The sequence below is a fragment of the Ochrobactrum sp. S1502_03 genome (assembly GCF_044435015.1).
GTDB classification, from domain to species: Bacteria; Pseudomonadota; Alphaproteobacteria; order Rhizobiales; family Rhizobiaceae; genus Brucella; species Brucella chromiisoli.
In genome coordinates this window covers 1-14,900 of the sequence record NZ_JAYEXN010000037.1, presented here as the reverse complement: position 1 = coordinate 14,900, position 14,900 = coordinate 1, and the positions used below count along the sequence as shown (strand labels likewise).

Below are 14,900 nucleotides of genomic sequence, written 5' to 3'. Positions count from 1 at the left end.
GTGAATCATTTTGAATATCGCAACGGCGTTCTTCACGCCGAAAATGTAAGCCTGCCCGACATCGCAAAAGAAGTCGGCACGCCGTTCTATGTCTATTCGCGTGCCACGATTGAGCGCCATTTCCGCGTCTTCAGCGAAGCCTTTGCTGATATGGAAACGCTGGTCACTTACGCGTTGAAGGCCAATTCCAATCTGGCCGTGCTGAAAACGCTCGCCAAGCTTGGCGCAGGCGCCGACACGGTTTCGGAAGGCGAAATCCGCCGCGCTTTGGCTGCCGGTATTCCGGCGAACAAAATCGTGTTTTCCGGCGTTGGCAAAACCCCGCATGAAATGGATTTCGCGCTTCAAGCAGGCATTTACTGCTTTAATGTCGAATCCGAACCCGAGCTGGAAATTCTTTCGGCGCGCGCGCTCAAGGCTGGCAAGGTTGCATCCGTTTCGCTTCGCATCAATCCCGATGTTGATGCCAAGACCCATGCCAAGATTTCGACCGGCAAATCCGAAAACAAGTTCGGCATTCCACGCGTAAAGGCCCGTCAAGCCTATGCACGCGCCGCAAGTCTTCCGGGTATCGATGTCGTCGGTATCGATATGCATATCGGCAGCCAGATCATCGATCTCGAACCTTTCGACAACGCTTTTGCGCTGATGGCGCAGCTGGTTGAGGAATTGCGCGCTGATGGTCACAATATCCGCCACGTCGATGTTGGCGGGGGCTTGGGCATTCCCTATCGCACCGACAACAACCCGCCGCCGCTGCCCGCAGCCTATGCGGAAATCGTCGCAAAGCACATCAAGCCGCTGGGCCTTAAAACCGTATTTGAACCGGGGCGTCTGATCGTCGGCAATGCCGGTCTTCTGATAACAGAAGTCATTTTCGTAAAAGAAGGCGACGCCAAGAATTTTATCATTGTTGATGCGGCAATGAACGATCTCATTCGCCCGACCCTTTACGAAGCTTTCCACGACATCAAGCCAGTCATGGAAGCCAAGGATAGTACCCCACGCATCCGCGCTGATTTTGTCGGCCCTGTGTGTGAAACCGGCGATTATCTCGGCCTTGACCGCGAAGTGGCAAAGCCTGCTCCGGGCGATCTGATTGCTGTCTGCACGACAGGTGCTTATGGCGCGGTTCTGTCGAGTACCTATAACAGCCGCCTTCTGATCCCCGAAGTGCTGGTGGATGGCGACCGCTATCACGTCATTCGCCCACGCCGGACCTATGAAGAGCTGCTTGCGCTCGATTCCGTGCCGGACTGGTTATAAATTAAAGCGAAAGCCTCGTCTTTGCCATGATGCGTGTTATTCTATGAACAACCCATAGGCGTTACACGCATCAGAAAGCCACGATGACAAAACAGAGAAAAGACAGCAAAGACTTGCCAGCCCGCAAGCGCGATGCGTTTTTCCGCCTGTTTTCCGGTGAAGGCGCTGCCCTGCGCCGCCTTCGCCTGCAAAGTTTTCTGACAATCAGTTTCGAGCGCCTATGGCCACTCGTTCTGCCGCTGATTCTGCTGATTGCGCTTTTTGCAAGCTTAAGCTGGCTTGGGCTTTTTGCACTCATGCCGCGCTGGCTGCATCTGGGTATGCTTGGGTTCTTTGCCTTTGCAGCACTGGTTGCGCTCTGTCTGCCGTTCCGCTTTCGCCTGCCTGATGAAAATACCACCACCGCACGCATTGAAGATGTAAATGGCCTGATCCACGAGCCGTTGGCCGTGCAGACCAGCCAAATGGCGACCGGCAGCAAGGACCCTTTTTCCATCGCTCTCTGGCAGGAACATAAGCGCCGCATGGCCGGGCGGCTCAAAAATCTGCAATCAGGTGTTCCCCGCCCGCGCATTCCAGAACGCGATCCTTTTGCGCTGCGCGCAATTGTGGCGCTGCTGTTTGTGACCGCCTCTGCCTATAGTCTTAGCCCGAACAGCGGTCGTATTGCGGATGCATTTCATATTCGCGCCGGTGGCACCACAGCCGTTGCGCGCATTGATGCATGGGTAACGCCACCGCAATATACGGGCCGCGCGCCGGTTTTCCTCAGCACCACGACAGATGCGGCAGCCACCGCCAAACCCATCACCGTACCGCAGGGCAGCATCGTCAATATCCGGGTCATCGGTGGCCATTCTGAACGGCTGACCATGACCGATTCGACCGGCCATCGCAGTGACATTCAGCCCGTTGCCGCCAAAGAAGGCGAAAACCAGCAGGACCTTGTCGATGGCAGCCGTAACTTCCGTTACGATCTGCAACAGGATCAGACGCTGATGCTGTCCGGCACCGATGCGCGCTGGAGTTTTTCCGTCACGCCCGACAATCCGCCAACCATCCATTTTACCAAAGAGCCGAGCCATGCGCTGAACGGCACATTGCAACTCAGCTATGAAATTACCGACGATTACGGTGCGGCAAAAGCCTATGGCGAAATTGTACCCCTTAATATCGACCACGAAGACGAGGAAACGGTTCCTCTTTACGACGCCCCTGATCTGCCGCTTGCATTGCCGCGCCGTGGAACAAAAGAAGCGACAACATCCAAGGACCTGACCCAGCATCCATGGGCCGGTCAAAAGGTAGCGCTCACGCTGGTTGTGACCGATGCTGGCGGCAAGAGTGCGCGCAGCGAAACCAAGATCATCACCCTGCCCGAACGCCCCTTTGCCAATCCACTGGCCAAGGCCGTTGCCGAGCAGCGACGCATTCTCGCCCTTGACGCCACACAGCGCGACCATGTGCGCGATATGCTTTCAGCACTCATGATCCGCCCGGAAGAGACGATAAAGGACAAAGCCCATTACCTTGGTCTCGTCACCATCCGCACGCGGCTCAAGCTCGCAACCAGCGACGATTCCTTGCGTGATACGGCTGATTATATGTGGCAGGTGGCGCTTGGCATCGAAGACGGCAATCTGTCCGCTGCAGAACGCCGCCTGCGTCAGGCACAGGAAGCATTGCGCAGCGCACTACAAAATGGTGCCTCACAGGAACAGATAGAAAAGCTGACTGCGGAACTACGCAAGGCAATGCAGGATTTTCTGCGTGAATTCGCCCAGCGTCAGCAACAGAACCCCAATGCCCGTAATCAGCCAATAGACCCGAATGCCCGTATGCTGACCGACAAGGATTTACAGCGCATGATGGACCAGATTGAAAATCTGGCGCGTCAGGGTTCGCGTGATCAGGCTGAACAGCTTCTGTCGCAGCTGCAAGACCTGATGAACAACCTTCAGATGGGCCAACAGGGGCAACCGGGCCAGCAGGGACAAGGTCAGGGCCAGGCCAATCAGATGCAGCAGCAGATGAACAAGCTGGGCGATCTGATGCGCCGCCAGCAGCAGATGATGAACGAGACCTTCAAACTCGATCAGCAGATGCAGCAGCAGCAATATGGCAATGGTGAAGGTGAATTCTGGGATGATCAGCTTCCCGGCGATAACGGCTCTATGGGAAGAGGCGAGTCACAACAAGGTGGGCAGCCAAGCGATATACCGACAGATCTCGCTGAAGCCATGCGCAAGCTGCAACAGCAGCAACAGGCCCTTCAAGACGAACTCAAAACGTTCAACAAGGACCTCAAGGGCATGGGCATTGATCCCAATCAGGATCTTTCTGATGCGGACAAATCAATGGGCAATGCTGCCGATGCACTGGGCCGCAACGAAGGCTCGGAAGCAGGTGATCAGCAAGGCAGCGCGCTCGAAGCCCTGCGTCGCGGCGGCCGTGATATGATGAAACAAATGCAACAGGCCATGGGACAGAATGGTCAGGGCCAAAGTGGTCAAAATGGCCGTGATCCGCTTGGTCGTCAACAAGGCAGCAATGGTTTGTCCGACGGTGATGGCGTCAAGATTCCGGGCGAAATCGATATTCAGCGCGCACGCGAAATTCTTGACGAAATCCGCCGCAAGCTTGGCAACGCGCTGACGCCACAGATGGAGAAGGAATATCTCCAGCGGCTGTTGCAGTTCGATTGATACCAAAACAGCAGCTCGAAATTTGGTACTATTCCTTCACATGCCCGACATAAGGCAGTTGGCGGAAGGAATGTCCAACATCCATGCCATAGCCGACAACGAAATAGTCGGGGCATTCGAAAGCAACAAAATCGGCATCAAGATCGACCTTGCGGCGCACGCTTTTATCAAGCAGCACAGCAATGCTGACGCTGCGCGCACCACGTTCAATCATCAGTTCCCGCACGAATTTGAGCGTCTTGCCTGATTCGAGAATGTCATCAATCAGCAGCACATCGCGATCTTTTACATCGCTGTCTATATCGCGCAGCAAACGCACTTCCGTGCTGGTCGTGCCCTTGCCATAGCTGGAAACAGTGATGAATTCGACATCCGGTTCAACCCCTGCATCGTGCATGGCGCGAATAAGATCGGCTGCGAAGATAAAGGATCCCTTGAGGATCGAAATCGTCAGAAGATTGTGAAAATCGCGCTTGGCAATCTCCTTTGCAAGCGCGAGATTGCGCGCAGCAATTTCCTCCGGGCTGAAAAGCACGTCAATGGTTTTGCGGCCGACCTGAGGCATCTGCTGCGTCTCCTGATTTTTAAGCATAAAATTGCTTTGAAAGGCACGCTCTATACCATGCTTTCGCACAATTGCACCATTTGCCATTTGATTGATTTGATATAGCGTGAATCCCATGCACACAGACATCATCGAACTGCGCTCTTTTTACGATACGACGCTGGGTCATCTGACTGAGCGCTCCATCCGCATGGCGCTGGCAGCGCTCTGGGGACGTGTGCCGGGAGAGCGCCTTGTCGGCCTTGGCTATAGTCTGCCTTATCTCGACCGTTTCAGCGCGGACACCGAACGCAGCTTTGCTTTCATGCCAGCGGGTCAGGGCGCAATTGCATGGCCAAACCCGGAAAAATCGGCGACCGCGCTGGTTTTTGATGAAGAGCTGCCTTTGCCGGATTCCTCCATTGATCGCATCTTGATGGTTCATGCGCTGGAATATTCGGAAAATGCCGCTGAATCGCTCAAAGAAATGTGGCGCGTGCTCGCCCCCAATGGCAGGCTGGTGATCGTTGTTCCCAACCGGCGCGGCGTATGGGCACGTCTGGACCGCACCCCATTTGGCAGCGGTCGGCCTTACAGCCGCACCCAGCTTATAACCTTGCTGCGTGAAGCCAATTTCAGCGTCAACACGATCAGCAATGCGTTGCATTTTCCACCTGTCAAACGCCGCTGGATGATGCGCCCATGCATGGCGGTTGAAGGATTGGGACGCAAGTTCTGGCCGCTTTTTGCAGGCGTCCTGGTCGTGGAGGCACAAAAGCGGCTTTATCAAGGGCTGCCTGTTGCACAACGTTCATCGCGCCGCGTCTTTGTGCCGGTTCTGGCGCCACAGGGAACACCGGTCAGTGGCATGAGAAAAACCACGACGCAAGAACCCCAAAAATAGCGTTGCACGCTTTGACAGCAAGGTTTTTCTCGACTTGAACGCTGTGGCGGTTTATGCCCGCTGCGTAACCTTAACATCAGTCCTTTTGGCGGAGCCAAAATCATGACCAATATGCAAAACCTCTCCCGTCCCCAGCCTAAAGCCGGTCTGCTCGACATTGCAGCCTATGTGCCAGGCAAGGAACATGTTGAAGGCGTAGCAAAGGTCTATAAGCTCTCCTCCAACGAGACCCCGATCGGTCCCAGCCCTCATGCGGTTGACGCCTATCGATATTGGGCCGATCATCTGGCGATATATCCCGACGGACAGGCACTTGTGCTGCGCGAAGCCATTGCTGAATCGCAGGGCCTGAACATCGGCAATATCATGTGTGGCAATGGCTCAGATGAGTTGCTCGGCCTTCTCTGCCAGACCTATCTGGCACCGGGTGATGAAGCCATCATCACCCAGCATGGCTTTGCCGTTTATAAAATCCAGACGCTTGGCGCAGGCGCAACGCCTGTGACGGTGAAAGAAAAAGACGAGCGTCTTGATGTCGATGCGATCCTCGCTGGCGTTACAGAGCACACAAAAATGGTCTTCATCGCCAATCCTGCCAACCCGACCGGCACCTATCTGCCGTTTGAGGAAGTGCGCCGCCTGCATGCCGGCCTGCCGAAACATGTCGTGCTGGTTCTTGATGGAGCCTATGCCGAATATGTGCGCCGCAACGATTATGAATCCGGCCTTGCACTGGTATCGTCAAACGAAAACGTCGTCATGACGCGCACCTTTTCGAAGATCCACGGCCTGCCGGGCCTGCGGATTGGCTGGATGTATGCGCCCTTGCACATCATTGATGCGGTCAATCGTATCCGTGGCCCCTTCAACATGAATTCGGCAGCCATTGCTGCGGGTGCAGCAGCAATCCGCGATCGCGCTCATGTGGAAAAATCGGCCGAATTCAACGAAAAATGGCGGTCATGGCTGGTTGAAGAATTCACAAAGCTTGGTCTTCGTGTCACCCCGTCAGTGACCAACTTTCTGCTGGTCCATTTCCCGGACGATGCCGAACATTCGGCGGACAAGGCAGATGCGTATCTTTCGAAGCGCGGTTACATCCTGCGACGCGTTGGCAGCTACGGCTTTCCCAATGCATTGCGCATGAGCATCGGCACGGAAGAGGCCAATCGCGGCGTTATAGCCGCTCTCACTGAGTTTTTAAAATAGAGCAATGTCTACAACCCATTTTGAGAAAATCGCGCTTATTGGCATCGGCCTTATTGGCTCGTCGCTGGCGCGCATCATCCGTCGTGAGGGACTGGCCAATCATATCGCCATTGCCACACGCAGTGCCGAAACACTCAAACGCGCCGAGGAGCTAAACCTCGGTGACAGCTACTTTACTGACAGTGCGGCAGCCGTCAAAGACGCTGATCTTGTGATCATCTCGGTGCCGGTGGGGTCGTCCGGCACCGTTGCAAAACAGATTTCAGCACATCTGAAGCCCGGTGCCATTGTCACCGACGTCGGCTCGACAAAGGCATCGGTAATTGCGCAGATGCAGCCGGAATTGCCCGGCAACGTCCACTTCATTCCGGGCCACCCGCTGGCCGGAACGGAATATTCGGGGCCCGATGCGGGTTTTGCAGAGCTGTTCACCAATCGCTGGTGCATTCTCACGCCCCTGCCTGACACGGACCAAACGGCCATCGATAAGCTTTCCGCCTTCTGGACGGCCTGCGGCTCGCGCCTTGACCAGATGGACCCGCAGCACCACGATCTGGTGCTGGCCATCGTCTCGCACCTGCCGCATATCATCGCCTATAACATCGTTGGCACAGCCAGCGATCTGGAACAGGTCACAAAATCGGAAGTCATCAAATATTCAGCTTCCGGTTTCCGTGATTTCACACGTCTGGCGTCATCCGATCCGACCATGTGGCGCGATGTCTGCCTGCATAACAAGGATGCAATCCTTGAAATGCTGGCGCGCTTTTCGGAAGATCTTGCATCGCTGCAACGCTCGATCCGCTGGGGCGATGGCGACGCACTCTTCGACCTCTTCACGCGCACGCGTGCTATTCGTCGCAGCATCATCGATGCAGGTCAGGAAGTCGACGCGCCAAACTTCGGCCGTCAGGCAGCGAACCCGCCAAAAGGCTAAGGCTACAGACTGGGCAACCGGCCAAGCGGAATAAATCCGGCACTGGCTTTTCCCTTGCGAACGGCAATCTCGATAACGGGATTGCCGTTTTCGTCTTTCGGCATGGCAGAAAGAGCAAACAGAACAGTCGCGATATTGCCGCCCTGCTCCGGGAAAACCGTCTGTCCAGCCTGCGCAAAGGATTGGGGATTGATCATCGTAACCTTAAGGTCCGCATCAATCTCCCCTTCCATATCGATCGAAAACGGTCCTGAAACCGAAAGCATGGCACCATTGGGCATCGATAAGAATGCCTGATTGATCAAGCCGCTATGGCCGCGCATGCGCTCATTGAACGGCGACGGGCTGGGAGCCAGGAATGTTGCGGCATTGGCAACTTCCATATCGACCAGACCATCAATTTCGGGGCTTTTGGCATTGCCAATAACGGATGGCTCAAGCTTCAGCGCCGCAAAACGTCCATTGATCTTAAGCTGGTCATCTTCGCTGCTCATGCGGAAATTCATCTGCTCAAGCTTGCTGATCTGTTCCGTTTTCGTGGTTTCGGTTCGCAAGCCGACCTGCACATCGCGCGCATTCAACTCAATCTCGGTCGGGAAGGGTCGTTCAAGACGCGTGTTGGAGGTGAATGTATTCCAGTTGACTTCAAGCGGCTTGATACCGGGAAACTCGACAAAGGCCGGACCAGTCAGCGCATTGCTGAGCGAATACGGCGCATAGACCGGTGAACCGGACGTAAAGCGACCGGCACGCAATGACATGCCTTCAGAGGGCTTCTGCCATGAGACGCTGGAGCAAATCACATTCACGCGCAACGGATAGCCGCCCATATGCAGATCTTCGCACTGCACGCCGACACCCTGCGAAGCAAGCTTGGCCATATCGGCCTTGGCGCGCGCTTCAATCTTGCCTGCCACATAGAACCAGCCTGCCGTATAGGCAGCAACCAGCACAAGGACGATAACCGCAATCGTGATTGGGCGCTTTCTGGATTTCTTGTATTCAATTCCAGCATGCACCATCGAAAAAGCCCCGTTTCATCATAAGTATCAGACGTATCGGAACACGTCACCAATACGCATAAACGATTATATCTGTTTCTGTTCCCGCCAAGTGGTGTTCATATTATGGCAGGAATGAGTCATGCAAAGTTTCGCCGAATAAAAAAGAGTTATATCCTGAGAATCCCGATAAAAACTCGCCATAATAGAACATATATTGATGTCCATCATGACAATGCAGACCGACGAACAACGAATGAACGATTTCTGGGTATTTGGTTACGGCTCATTGATGTGGAGGCCGGGCTTTGCGCATGTCGAAACCATGCGTGCACGCCTGCATGGCTATCGTCGCAGCCTGTGCATCTATTCACACGTCCATCGCGGAACACCAGACCATCCCGGCCTTGTGCTGGGACTGGATGCAGGAGGGTCGTGCCTTGGCATCGCTTTCCGTGTTCCGGGCGATATGACGGAGGAGGTTATGGTTTATTTGCGCGAACGCGAAATGTCGAACAACGTCTATCATGAAAAATGGCTTGGCCTGCGCCTTGCTGATGGTCGCGACGTGAAAGCCGTAACCTATGTTGCAGACCGCCGTCATACCCAATATGCGGGATCACTCACAGCGCAGGATGCGGCAGCAATCGTCGCCACGGCGCGTGGCGAATCCGGCGCCAATGTCGATTATGTTGCAAACACGCTCGAACACCTGCGCAATATGCGTGTACGCGATCAGGCGCTGGAGCATGTGACAGACCTTGTGCGCCAAAACATTGAAAACCATAAGCGTGATGAGCGCTGATTGTTATTTTCTACGACAAGTTCAGATTTCGAAGGAGCAAGCCATAGTCCCGGACTGAAAATTTGAACTGAACGATGCCTCAACCCTTGTTCTCGCCCAATGCAACCGCTACATCTCGGCAGGCTTTCAAGGAGACTATTTTTATGATCGCATTTTTTCGCACCATTGATTTGGCGCTCGATATCTACACGTGGATCATCATCGCAAGCGCCGTTTTCTCATGGCTCTATGCGTTCAACGTGGTCAATTCTTCCAATCGGTTTGTCGCATCCATCGGTGAATTTCTTTACAAAGTCACCGAACCGGTTCTGCGCCCAATCCGCAATATCCTGCCCAATCTCGGTGGCATCGATATTTCACCGGTCGTGCTTTTGCTGATTATCTTCTTCATCCGCCAGTTTATGTGGACAACGCTGCTTCCGGCCCTTCTGTAAGAGGCCGACAACGTACCCAGCCAACAAAAACGCCCGGACTTTCATCCGGGCGTTTTTGTTTAAAACATATAAGAGGGATTACTTGCCCTTGGCGCGTTCAATCGCTTCAACGATGAACTTGCGTGCATAATCTTCATCACCCCAGTCACCGATCTTCACCCACTTGCCAGGTTCCAGATCCTTATAGTGCTCGAAGAAATGCGCGATCTGCTTGAGCGTGATTTCCGGAAGATCGGAGTAATCATGCACCTTTGCATAACGCTGCGTGAGGTTTGGCGAAGGAACGGCAATAATCTTCTCGTCCTTGCCGGAATTGTCTTCCATGACCAGAACGCCGATTGGGCGAACATTGATCACGCAACCAGGGATCAAGGGACGGGTATTGCAAACCAGAACGTCGATCGGGTCGCCATCTTCCGAAAGCGTGTGCGGCACGAAGCCGTAATTGCCCGGATAGGTCATAGGCGTATAGAGGAAACGGTCCACAATCAGGGCGCCAGCCTTCTTGTCCATCTCGTACTTGATCGGCTGTCCGCCGACCGGCACTTCGATGATCACGTTGACGTCTTCTGGCGGATTGTTGCCGATGGAGATAGCATCAATATTCATGATGGGTCCTTTCGTGTCGCGCTCTGATAACGGGTTTCATGATTGCGTGCAAGAAAAACGAAAGTTCAACAAAACGCGGCGAATTGTCATTCTCGTCAGACGAAACAGAGCGGATGGGGATGATTGGGTTGTTGTGAGGATTATTCACCAAGCTCTTTAAGCCGCTGAACGGCTGTCGGTGGCATCGGCGGAGCATTTGCGTCACGGCTTGCTGCGACCAGAAGGTCATCGCAGGCGTTTTCCGTCGTCTCGATCAATCGACGCAGGAATTCTTCTTTCTCAAGCCCTGCCGGGATCAGCGGCAGGACGCGACAACGAATGGTTCCCGGAAAACGCAGGAATTTACGGCGCGGCCAATAAAGCCCGGCATTATGCGCAATCGGCAGAACCGGAAGGTTGAGCGCTTCATAAAGATGCACAATGCCGTATTTGTATTGCGGCGGCGCACCGGGCGAGCGACGCGTCCCTTCAGGATAGATAAGAATCTGGCGGCCCTCAGCGATCGCCTTCTGAGCCCCCTTGGTGATGGAATGCAGCGCTTTCACGCGTGATCCGCGGTCAACGGGGATCATCTCCATCTTGGCAACATACCAGCCAAACAGCGGTATGCGCATAAGCTCACGCTTGAGAATGAGCACCGGATCGTCAAGCTGCGGCAAAAAAGCATACGTATCCCACGCCGACTGATGCTTGGGCGCTACAATATAAGCGCCGTGCGGAATATTCTCGAGGCCTTCGATGACATAATCGGTGCCAGCGATATATTTCTGCAGCCACAGATTGACCCGTGCCCAAAGTTTGGGAACGATCCACGCCTTCTTGCGTGGGAGCAAAAAATAGAACGGCGTATAAAGGATCATCTGCAGCAAAGTGCAGATGTAAAACACCAGATTGAATAAGACGGAGCGCAGATAGAGAAGCATCGTATCGGCGAGAACCTTTAGAGCATGTCCAGCAAAAGTGCGTAGCGGTTTTGCGAGGAGAATGCGTAAAAACAAAAAGCTTTCCCATGAAAGCTGCAGAAACCGATATATCAGGAAGTTTTGGATTTTCCATCAGGAAATCCCGCGACACAATGTTCAATTCTGTATCAGCCAAACAGCTTATCCAAGATCTTCGCTCCACCCACACGCATGGCTGCTCCGAGATATTTCACATATTCAATGAACAGAACCCGCAGCGTGTCGCCCTCGGCAACCCAGCTATGGGGGCGACTTTCGGTATTGACGACCGGATAAGGAACAAATTCCACATCCTGCATACGATAGGACATTTCAAGAATGCTGCGCGGGATATGGTAATTATTAGTGACCACGATGACGCGATGATAATTGTTGTTGCGAATCCAGCGCTCGCTCTGCGTTGCATTGCCCACCGTGTTGAGTGCGGACCGGTCGAGATCAACACAGCAATCAAACAGGCTCTGGTCGAATTGCGTGGCACGCTGCAAGGATTTTTCAGTGGTCGATGGATGCACACCGCTGATCAGCAAGCGCCTGCCCTGCTTTTCTTTGAGAAGGTCAAGCGCTGCCTTTATGCGTGACTGACCACCTGTCAAAACCACAATGGCATCAGCCGATTCTGCTATCACCGGCGATTGCATGCTGGTGACTTTCTCACTGAAGGCAACAAAGCCGATCAGGAAGGCAACAAGAGCCAGAAAAAGAACAATGGAAACCGGCTGAAGTCGTCGAAATACACGCATCAGGACTGACCACAAAAATTTACCCACCACAGGCGCAAGAGCCGGTGGTGCATCCGTTGTATGGCTGCGGCGCCACACCACAACACTCGTTGCCGAATCACGGGCAACAGCGCCGGAATGGCTTTTCGCGTCTCTGCCTGCCTCTGCATCTGTACTTTCTGGATACCCTGCCAATGCCGTCTTCTGAAAGTCGCGTGTATTTCGCTTGTTATCATAACCATCATTGCGGCGATAACTCGGAAACTTACCGGAAATTCGCATCTTCCGGCCGCTACTGGCAAAAAAGACAGTCATTCGGCACGCACCCCCGGACCGTCCATCGTGGCAAGCTGACGAACAACCGTCAAACGACTGGTCAGCATGGTCAGCACACTCACCAGAAGGATGATCGCACCCACGCCAATATAGCCATCGCGGCCAATGGCGAAATTGCCAAACATCGCCGCTGCCTGATCACCGGCAGGTGTCGCTATCTGCCGGGATGCCCACCATGAAAACACAAGGAAAACCAGCATCGCGGCCATTCCGCCAAACAGCGCGCCTTTCAGGGCTGTGCGGAAAAAATGCCATTCAAACTCACGCGCAACGAATTTCGATTCGGCACCGATGAAATGCAGAACTTCGATAATATGCCCATTGCCGGACATGGCACCGCGGGTTGCAAAGATAACCGTCAGCACTGTCGCCGCAATCACCAGCGACAACACACCGGTCCCGATCAGCACTGTGGTGTTGGCCATCGAAACCAGCCTGTCGACCCATGTGCGATGATCGTCAAAACTCGCACTTGGAATGGCGCGGGTGATTTCCGCCCGCATGGTTTCAAAATCCGGTGGTGAATTTTCGTCAATCGTCACGACAACCAGACGCGGCACTGGCAATTCATCGATATTGAGTCCGCTGCCAAGCCAGGGCTCAAGCAGACGCGCCGTCGCATCCTTGTCGATGATGCCCGTGCTTTTCACCCCGGCAAAACCGCGTGCGATGGTGCTTGCATCCTGAAGCGCCTTTTCCATATCAAGACCATCGACTGGGCGGATCTGAATGGTCGCCTCCCGCGCAATCTGGCTTTGCCATTGCGCAGCCGACGCGCGCACCAGCGTGACACCGCCAAGGGTGAGACAGGCAAGGAAGGTCATGATCGCAATCACCGCAACCAGCGCCGTGCCAGTTACGCTTCCATCGGGCACAATGGGGCTTGGCCCCTGACGCTTTCTGCGTTTACCGATGCGCACCAGCAGCATATCCTTGAGATCCTCAAAGCGTATGCGCACATCATCCATCATTTTGCGGAAAGCATTTGGGCGGTTTCTGCCAGCATCAGTCATAAATATCGAGCCGCCCATGTTCGAGAATCATGCGCCGCGCATTGACCTGTTCCATCAGGGAAAGATCATGCGTTGCGATGATGACCGCAGTTCCGGAGCGGTTAAGCTCGGTGAAAAGCCGCAACAAACGCTTGGCGAGCGGCGGATCAACATTGCCGGTCGGCTCATCCGCCAGCAGCAGTTCCGGCTGATCAATCAGCGCACGTGCAATCGCTGCACGCTGTTTTTCACCACCCGAAAGAACAGGCGGCAGCACGTTCATCCGGTCACCAAGCCCGACCCAGTGCAGAAGTTCTTCCACCTCATGACGATAGGTCGCTTCCTCCTTGCCGCGCACACGCAACGGCAGCGCAACATTCTCATAGGTTGTCATATGGTCGAGAAGACGGAAATCCTGAAATACAATTCCGATGCGTCGACGAAGAAGAGGCACCTGCTTATGATCAAGACGCGCAACATCCTTGCCAAAAATATTGATAAGCCCGCGCGTTGGTTTCAGCGCCATGAACAGCAGGCGCAGCAAAGAGGTCTTGCCGGCACCCGAAGGTCCGGTCAGAAACTGGAAGGAACGCGGCGGAATATGGAAACTGACATCCTTGAGGATCTCTGGCCCCATGCCATATCTCAGGCCGACATTCTCGAAACGTATCACCGCTGTGCTTCTCTAAATTGTCCGCATACTGATAAGGCTGCGGATGAAATCGATATCAGAATGACCTTTAACCTCCATGGTTAATGTGAGGTTAATTTGAAGTGAATTCGGGCAGAATCATCTATAAAAATTGCGCGCGCATTGTGTTTTTATAATGCAGAACATTCAGGCAAATATGCGGACAGGCGCAACAGAACATGATGCGCCAAAGCCTGCATCGGCTTTAAGCACATCCCAACGCGTCAAATCTGCAAAAAGACTTATTCCCAGCAGCCGAGATGGCGACCTTTAAGATTATGGGCATCGATGTCCGTTGCAAGACGAGCATCTTCGCGCAGAAGGACCATGGCCGTTCGCTGCTTGAGATCGATCCGCTGCCAACCGGCACATTCTGTCGGCATGGCAGGCCTGCTGTCGATCCGAACGGTTTCAGACCATGCCGAGGCGGCACAACCTGACACAACCGCACCCACAGCAATAACCATCACGGATTGCAGAATCAATCTGCATGTTCGTGCCTCAGATTGAATATTCAAGGCTGGCAACTCCCTCTAATGCCCACGAAACACCCGCTTTGCAAAATACATTTTCATCGCAATCAGCTGCATGAAAATCACTTATAGCGTGTGTGCACGTACCCCCGCAATATGCAACACACGCGATCACAGCGATTTAAATTAAGGCCGTAAAATGGCCAATTTAAGAGCCTGTTCCAAAAAGGGTTGAGCGATTTCAGTGGGTTATGATTCAATCGGATTTCTGACATACGATGGAGATCACGATGACCTGGACTGAAACCGC

At 53.9% G+C, this 14,900-nt stretch carries 15 protein-coding genes; 7 read left to right on the top strand and 8 right to left on the bottom strand.

Features of this window, described 5'->3' with window-relative positions:
- Positions 1 to 1,266, top strand: coding sequence for a diaminopimelate decarboxylase (gene lysA, locus VBH83_RS16640; protein WP_265982322.1), 1,266 nt, complete (start codon positions 1 to 3; stop codon positions 1,264 to 1,266).
- A gap of 83 nt (positions 1,267 to 1,349) precedes the next feature.
- Positions 1,350 to 3,971: a TIGR02302 family protein gene (locus tag VBH83_RS16635; protein ID WP_396998710.1), complete on the top strand. Its 2,622-nt coding sequence runs from the start codon at positions 1,350 to 1,352 to the stop codon at positions 3,969 to 3,971.
- Between the two features lie 28 nt (positions 3,972 to 3,999).
- Here VBH83_RS16635 and hpt read toward each other — a convergent pair whose 3' ends face one another.
- The gene (hpt, locus tag VBH83_RS16630; RefSeq protein ID WP_396998708.1) at positions 4,000 to 4,536 is read right to left on the bottom strand and encodes a hypoxanthine phosphoribosyltransferase; all 537 of its coding nucleotides are present in this window, start codon (positions 4,534 to 4,536) and stop codon (positions 4,000 to 4,002) included.
- A 115-nt stretch (positions 4,537 to 4,651) separates the two neighbouring features.
- Here hpt and VBH83_RS16625 point away from each other — a divergent pair, with 115 nt between their 5' ends.
- The 3 genes from VBH83_RS16625 to VBH83_RS16615 all read left to right on the top strand — a co-directional run bounded on the left by VBH83_RS16625 (position 4,652) and on the right by VBH83_RS16615 (position 7,565).
- Positions 4,652 to 5,419, top strand: coding sequence for a class I SAM-dependent methyltransferase (locus VBH83_RS16625; protein WP_265982325.1), 768 nt, complete (start codon positions 4,652 to 4,654; stop codon positions 5,417 to 5,419).
- 102 nt (positions 5,420 to 5,521) lie between these two features.
- Complete coding sequence (gene hisC / locus VBH83_RS16620) at positions 5,522 to 6,628, top strand: histidinol-phosphate transaminase (protein WP_265982326.1); 1,107 nt, start codon at positions 5,522 to 5,524, stop codon at positions 6,626 to 6,628.
- 4 nt (positions 6,629 to 6,632) lie between these two features.
- A complete protein-coding gene (locus VBH83_RS16615; RefSeq protein ID WP_265982327.1) occupies positions 6,633 to 7,565 on the top strand; it encodes a prephenate/arogenate dehydrogenase family protein in 933 nt (310 codons plus the stop codon).
- A gap of 2 nt (positions 7,566 to 7,567) precedes the next feature.
- On the opposite strand, the gene VBH83_RS16610 is transcribed toward VBH83_RS16615, so the two are convergent.
- On the bottom strand, positions 7,568 to 8,587 hold the full coding sequence (locus VBH83_RS16610; RefSeq protein ID WP_265982328.1) for a DUF2125 domain-containing protein: 1,020 nt from the start codon (positions 8,585 to 8,587) through the stop codon (positions 7,568 to 7,570).
- Between the two features lie 214 nt (positions 8,588 to 8,801).
- On the opposite strand from VBH83_RS16610, the gene VBH83_RS16605 reads away from it, so the two are divergent.
- Both VBH83_RS16605 and VBH83_RS16600 read left to right on the top strand, forming a co-directional pair.
- The gene (locus VBH83_RS16605; protein WP_265983795.1) at positions 8,802 to 9,371 is read left to right on the top strand and encodes a gamma-glutamylcyclotransferase; all 570 of its coding nucleotides are present in this window, start codon (positions 8,802 to 8,804) and stop codon (positions 9,369 to 9,371) included.
- A 143-nt stretch (positions 9,372 to 9,514) separates the two neighbouring features.
- Positions 9,515 to 9,805, top strand: a complete 291-nt coding sequence (locus VBH83_RS16600) for a YggT family protein (RefSeq protein WP_265982329.1) — start codon at positions 9,515 to 9,517, stop codon at positions 9,803 to 9,805.
- 78 nt (positions 9,806 to 9,883) lie between these two features.
- On the opposite strand, the gene ppa is transcribed toward VBH83_RS16600, so the two are convergent.
- The 6 genes from ppa to VBH83_RS16570 form a co-directional block, all read right to left on the bottom strand.
- Positions 9,884 to 10,414: an inorganic diphosphatase gene (ppa, locus tag VBH83_RS16595; protein ID WP_024898574.1), complete on the bottom strand. Its 531-nt coding sequence runs from the start codon at positions 10,412 to 10,414 to the stop codon at positions 9,884 to 9,886.
- Positions 10,415 to 10,554: 140 nt separating this feature from the next.
- Positions 10,555 to 11,337 carry a 1-acyl-sn-glycerol-3-phosphate acyltransferase gene (locus tag VBH83_RS16590; protein ID WP_265983796.1) on the bottom strand — a complete coding sequence of 261 codons (783 nt, stop codon included), beginning with the start codon at positions 11,335 to 11,337 and terminating at the stop codon, positions 10,555 to 10,557.
- 167 nt (positions 11,338 to 11,504) lie between these two features.
- Positions 11,505 to 12,413, bottom strand: coding sequence for a YdcF family protein (locus VBH83_RS16585; RefSeq protein ID WP_265982330.1), 909 nt, complete (start codon positions 12,411 to 12,413; stop codon positions 11,505 to 11,507).
- Positions 12,410 to 13,405, bottom strand: coding sequence for an ABC transporter permease (locus tag VBH83_RS16580; protein WP_265983797.1), 996 nt, complete (start codon positions 13,403 to 13,405; stop codon positions 12,410 to 12,412). Before VBH83_RS16580 ends, VBH83_RS16585 begins: the two co-directional genes overlap by 4 nt.
- A 34-nt stretch (positions 13,406 to 13,439) precedes the next feature.
- Positions 13,440 to 14,063, bottom strand: a complete 624-nt coding sequence (ftsE, locus tag VBH83_RS16575; protein WP_265983798.1) for a cell division ATP-binding protein FtsE — start codon at positions 14,061 to 14,063, stop codon at positions 13,440 to 13,442.
- A gap of 296 nt (positions 14,064 to 14,359) precedes the next feature.
- On the bottom strand, positions 14,360 to 14,635 hold the full coding sequence (locus VBH83_RS16570) for a hypothetical protein (protein ID WP_396998704.1): 276 nt from the start codon (positions 14,633 to 14,635) through the stop codon (positions 14,360 to 14,362).
- Positions 14,636 to 14,900: the final 265 nt, after the last annotated feature.

Bases quoted from the DNA above. Each gene is read 5' to 3' on its own strand.
- VBH83_RS16580 (WP_265983797.1), bottom strand. From the start codon at position 13,405: ATGATGGATGATGTGCGCATACGCTTTGAGGATCTCAAGGATATGCTG.
- hpt (WP_396998708.1), bottom strand. From the start codon at position 4,536: ATGCCTCAGGTCGGCCGCAAAACCATTGACGTGCTTTTCAGCCCGGAG.
- VBH83_RS16605 (WP_265983795.1), top strand. From the start codon at position 8,802: ATGCAGACCGACGAACAACGAATGAACGATTTCTGGGTATTTGGTTAC.
- VBH83_RS16615 (WP_265982327.1), top strand. From the start codon at position 6,633: ATGTCTACAACCCATTTTGAGAAAATCGCGCTTATTGGCATCGGCCTT.
- ppa (WP_024898574.1), bottom strand. From the start codon at position 10,414: ATGAATATTGATGCTATCTCCATCGGCAACAATCCGCCAGAAGACGTC.
- VBH83_RS16635 (WP_396998710.1), top strand. From the start codon at position 1,350: ATGACAAAACAGAGAAAAGACAGCAAAGACTTGCCAGCCCGCAAGCGC.
- hisC (WP_265982326.1), top strand. From the start codon at position 5,522: ATGACCAATATGCAAAACCTCTCCCGTCCCCAGCCTAAAGCCGGTCTG.
- VBH83_RS16590 (WP_265983796.1), bottom strand. From the start codon at position 11,337: ATGCTTCTCTATCTGCGCTCCGTCTTATTCAATCTGGTGTTTTACATC.
- VBH83_RS16610 (WP_265982328.1), bottom strand. From the start codon at position 8,587: ATGGTGCATGCTGGAATTGAATACAAGAAATCCAGAAAGCGCCCAATC.
- ftsE (WP_265983798.1), bottom strand. From the start codon at position 14,063: ATGGGGCCAGAGATCCTCAAGGATGTCAGTTTCCATATTCCGCCGCGT.
- VBH83_RS16625 (WP_265982325.1), top strand. From the start codon at position 4,652: ATGCACACAGACATCATCGAACTGCGCTCTTTTTACGATACGACGCTG.
- VBH83_RS16600 (WP_265982329.1), top strand. From the start codon at position 9,515: ATGATCGCATTTTTTCGCACCATTGATTTGGCGCTCGATATCTACACG.
- VBH83_RS16585 (WP_265982330.1), bottom strand. From the start codon at position 12,413: ATGACTGTCTTTTTTGCCAGTAGCGGCCGGAAGATGCGAATTTCCGGT.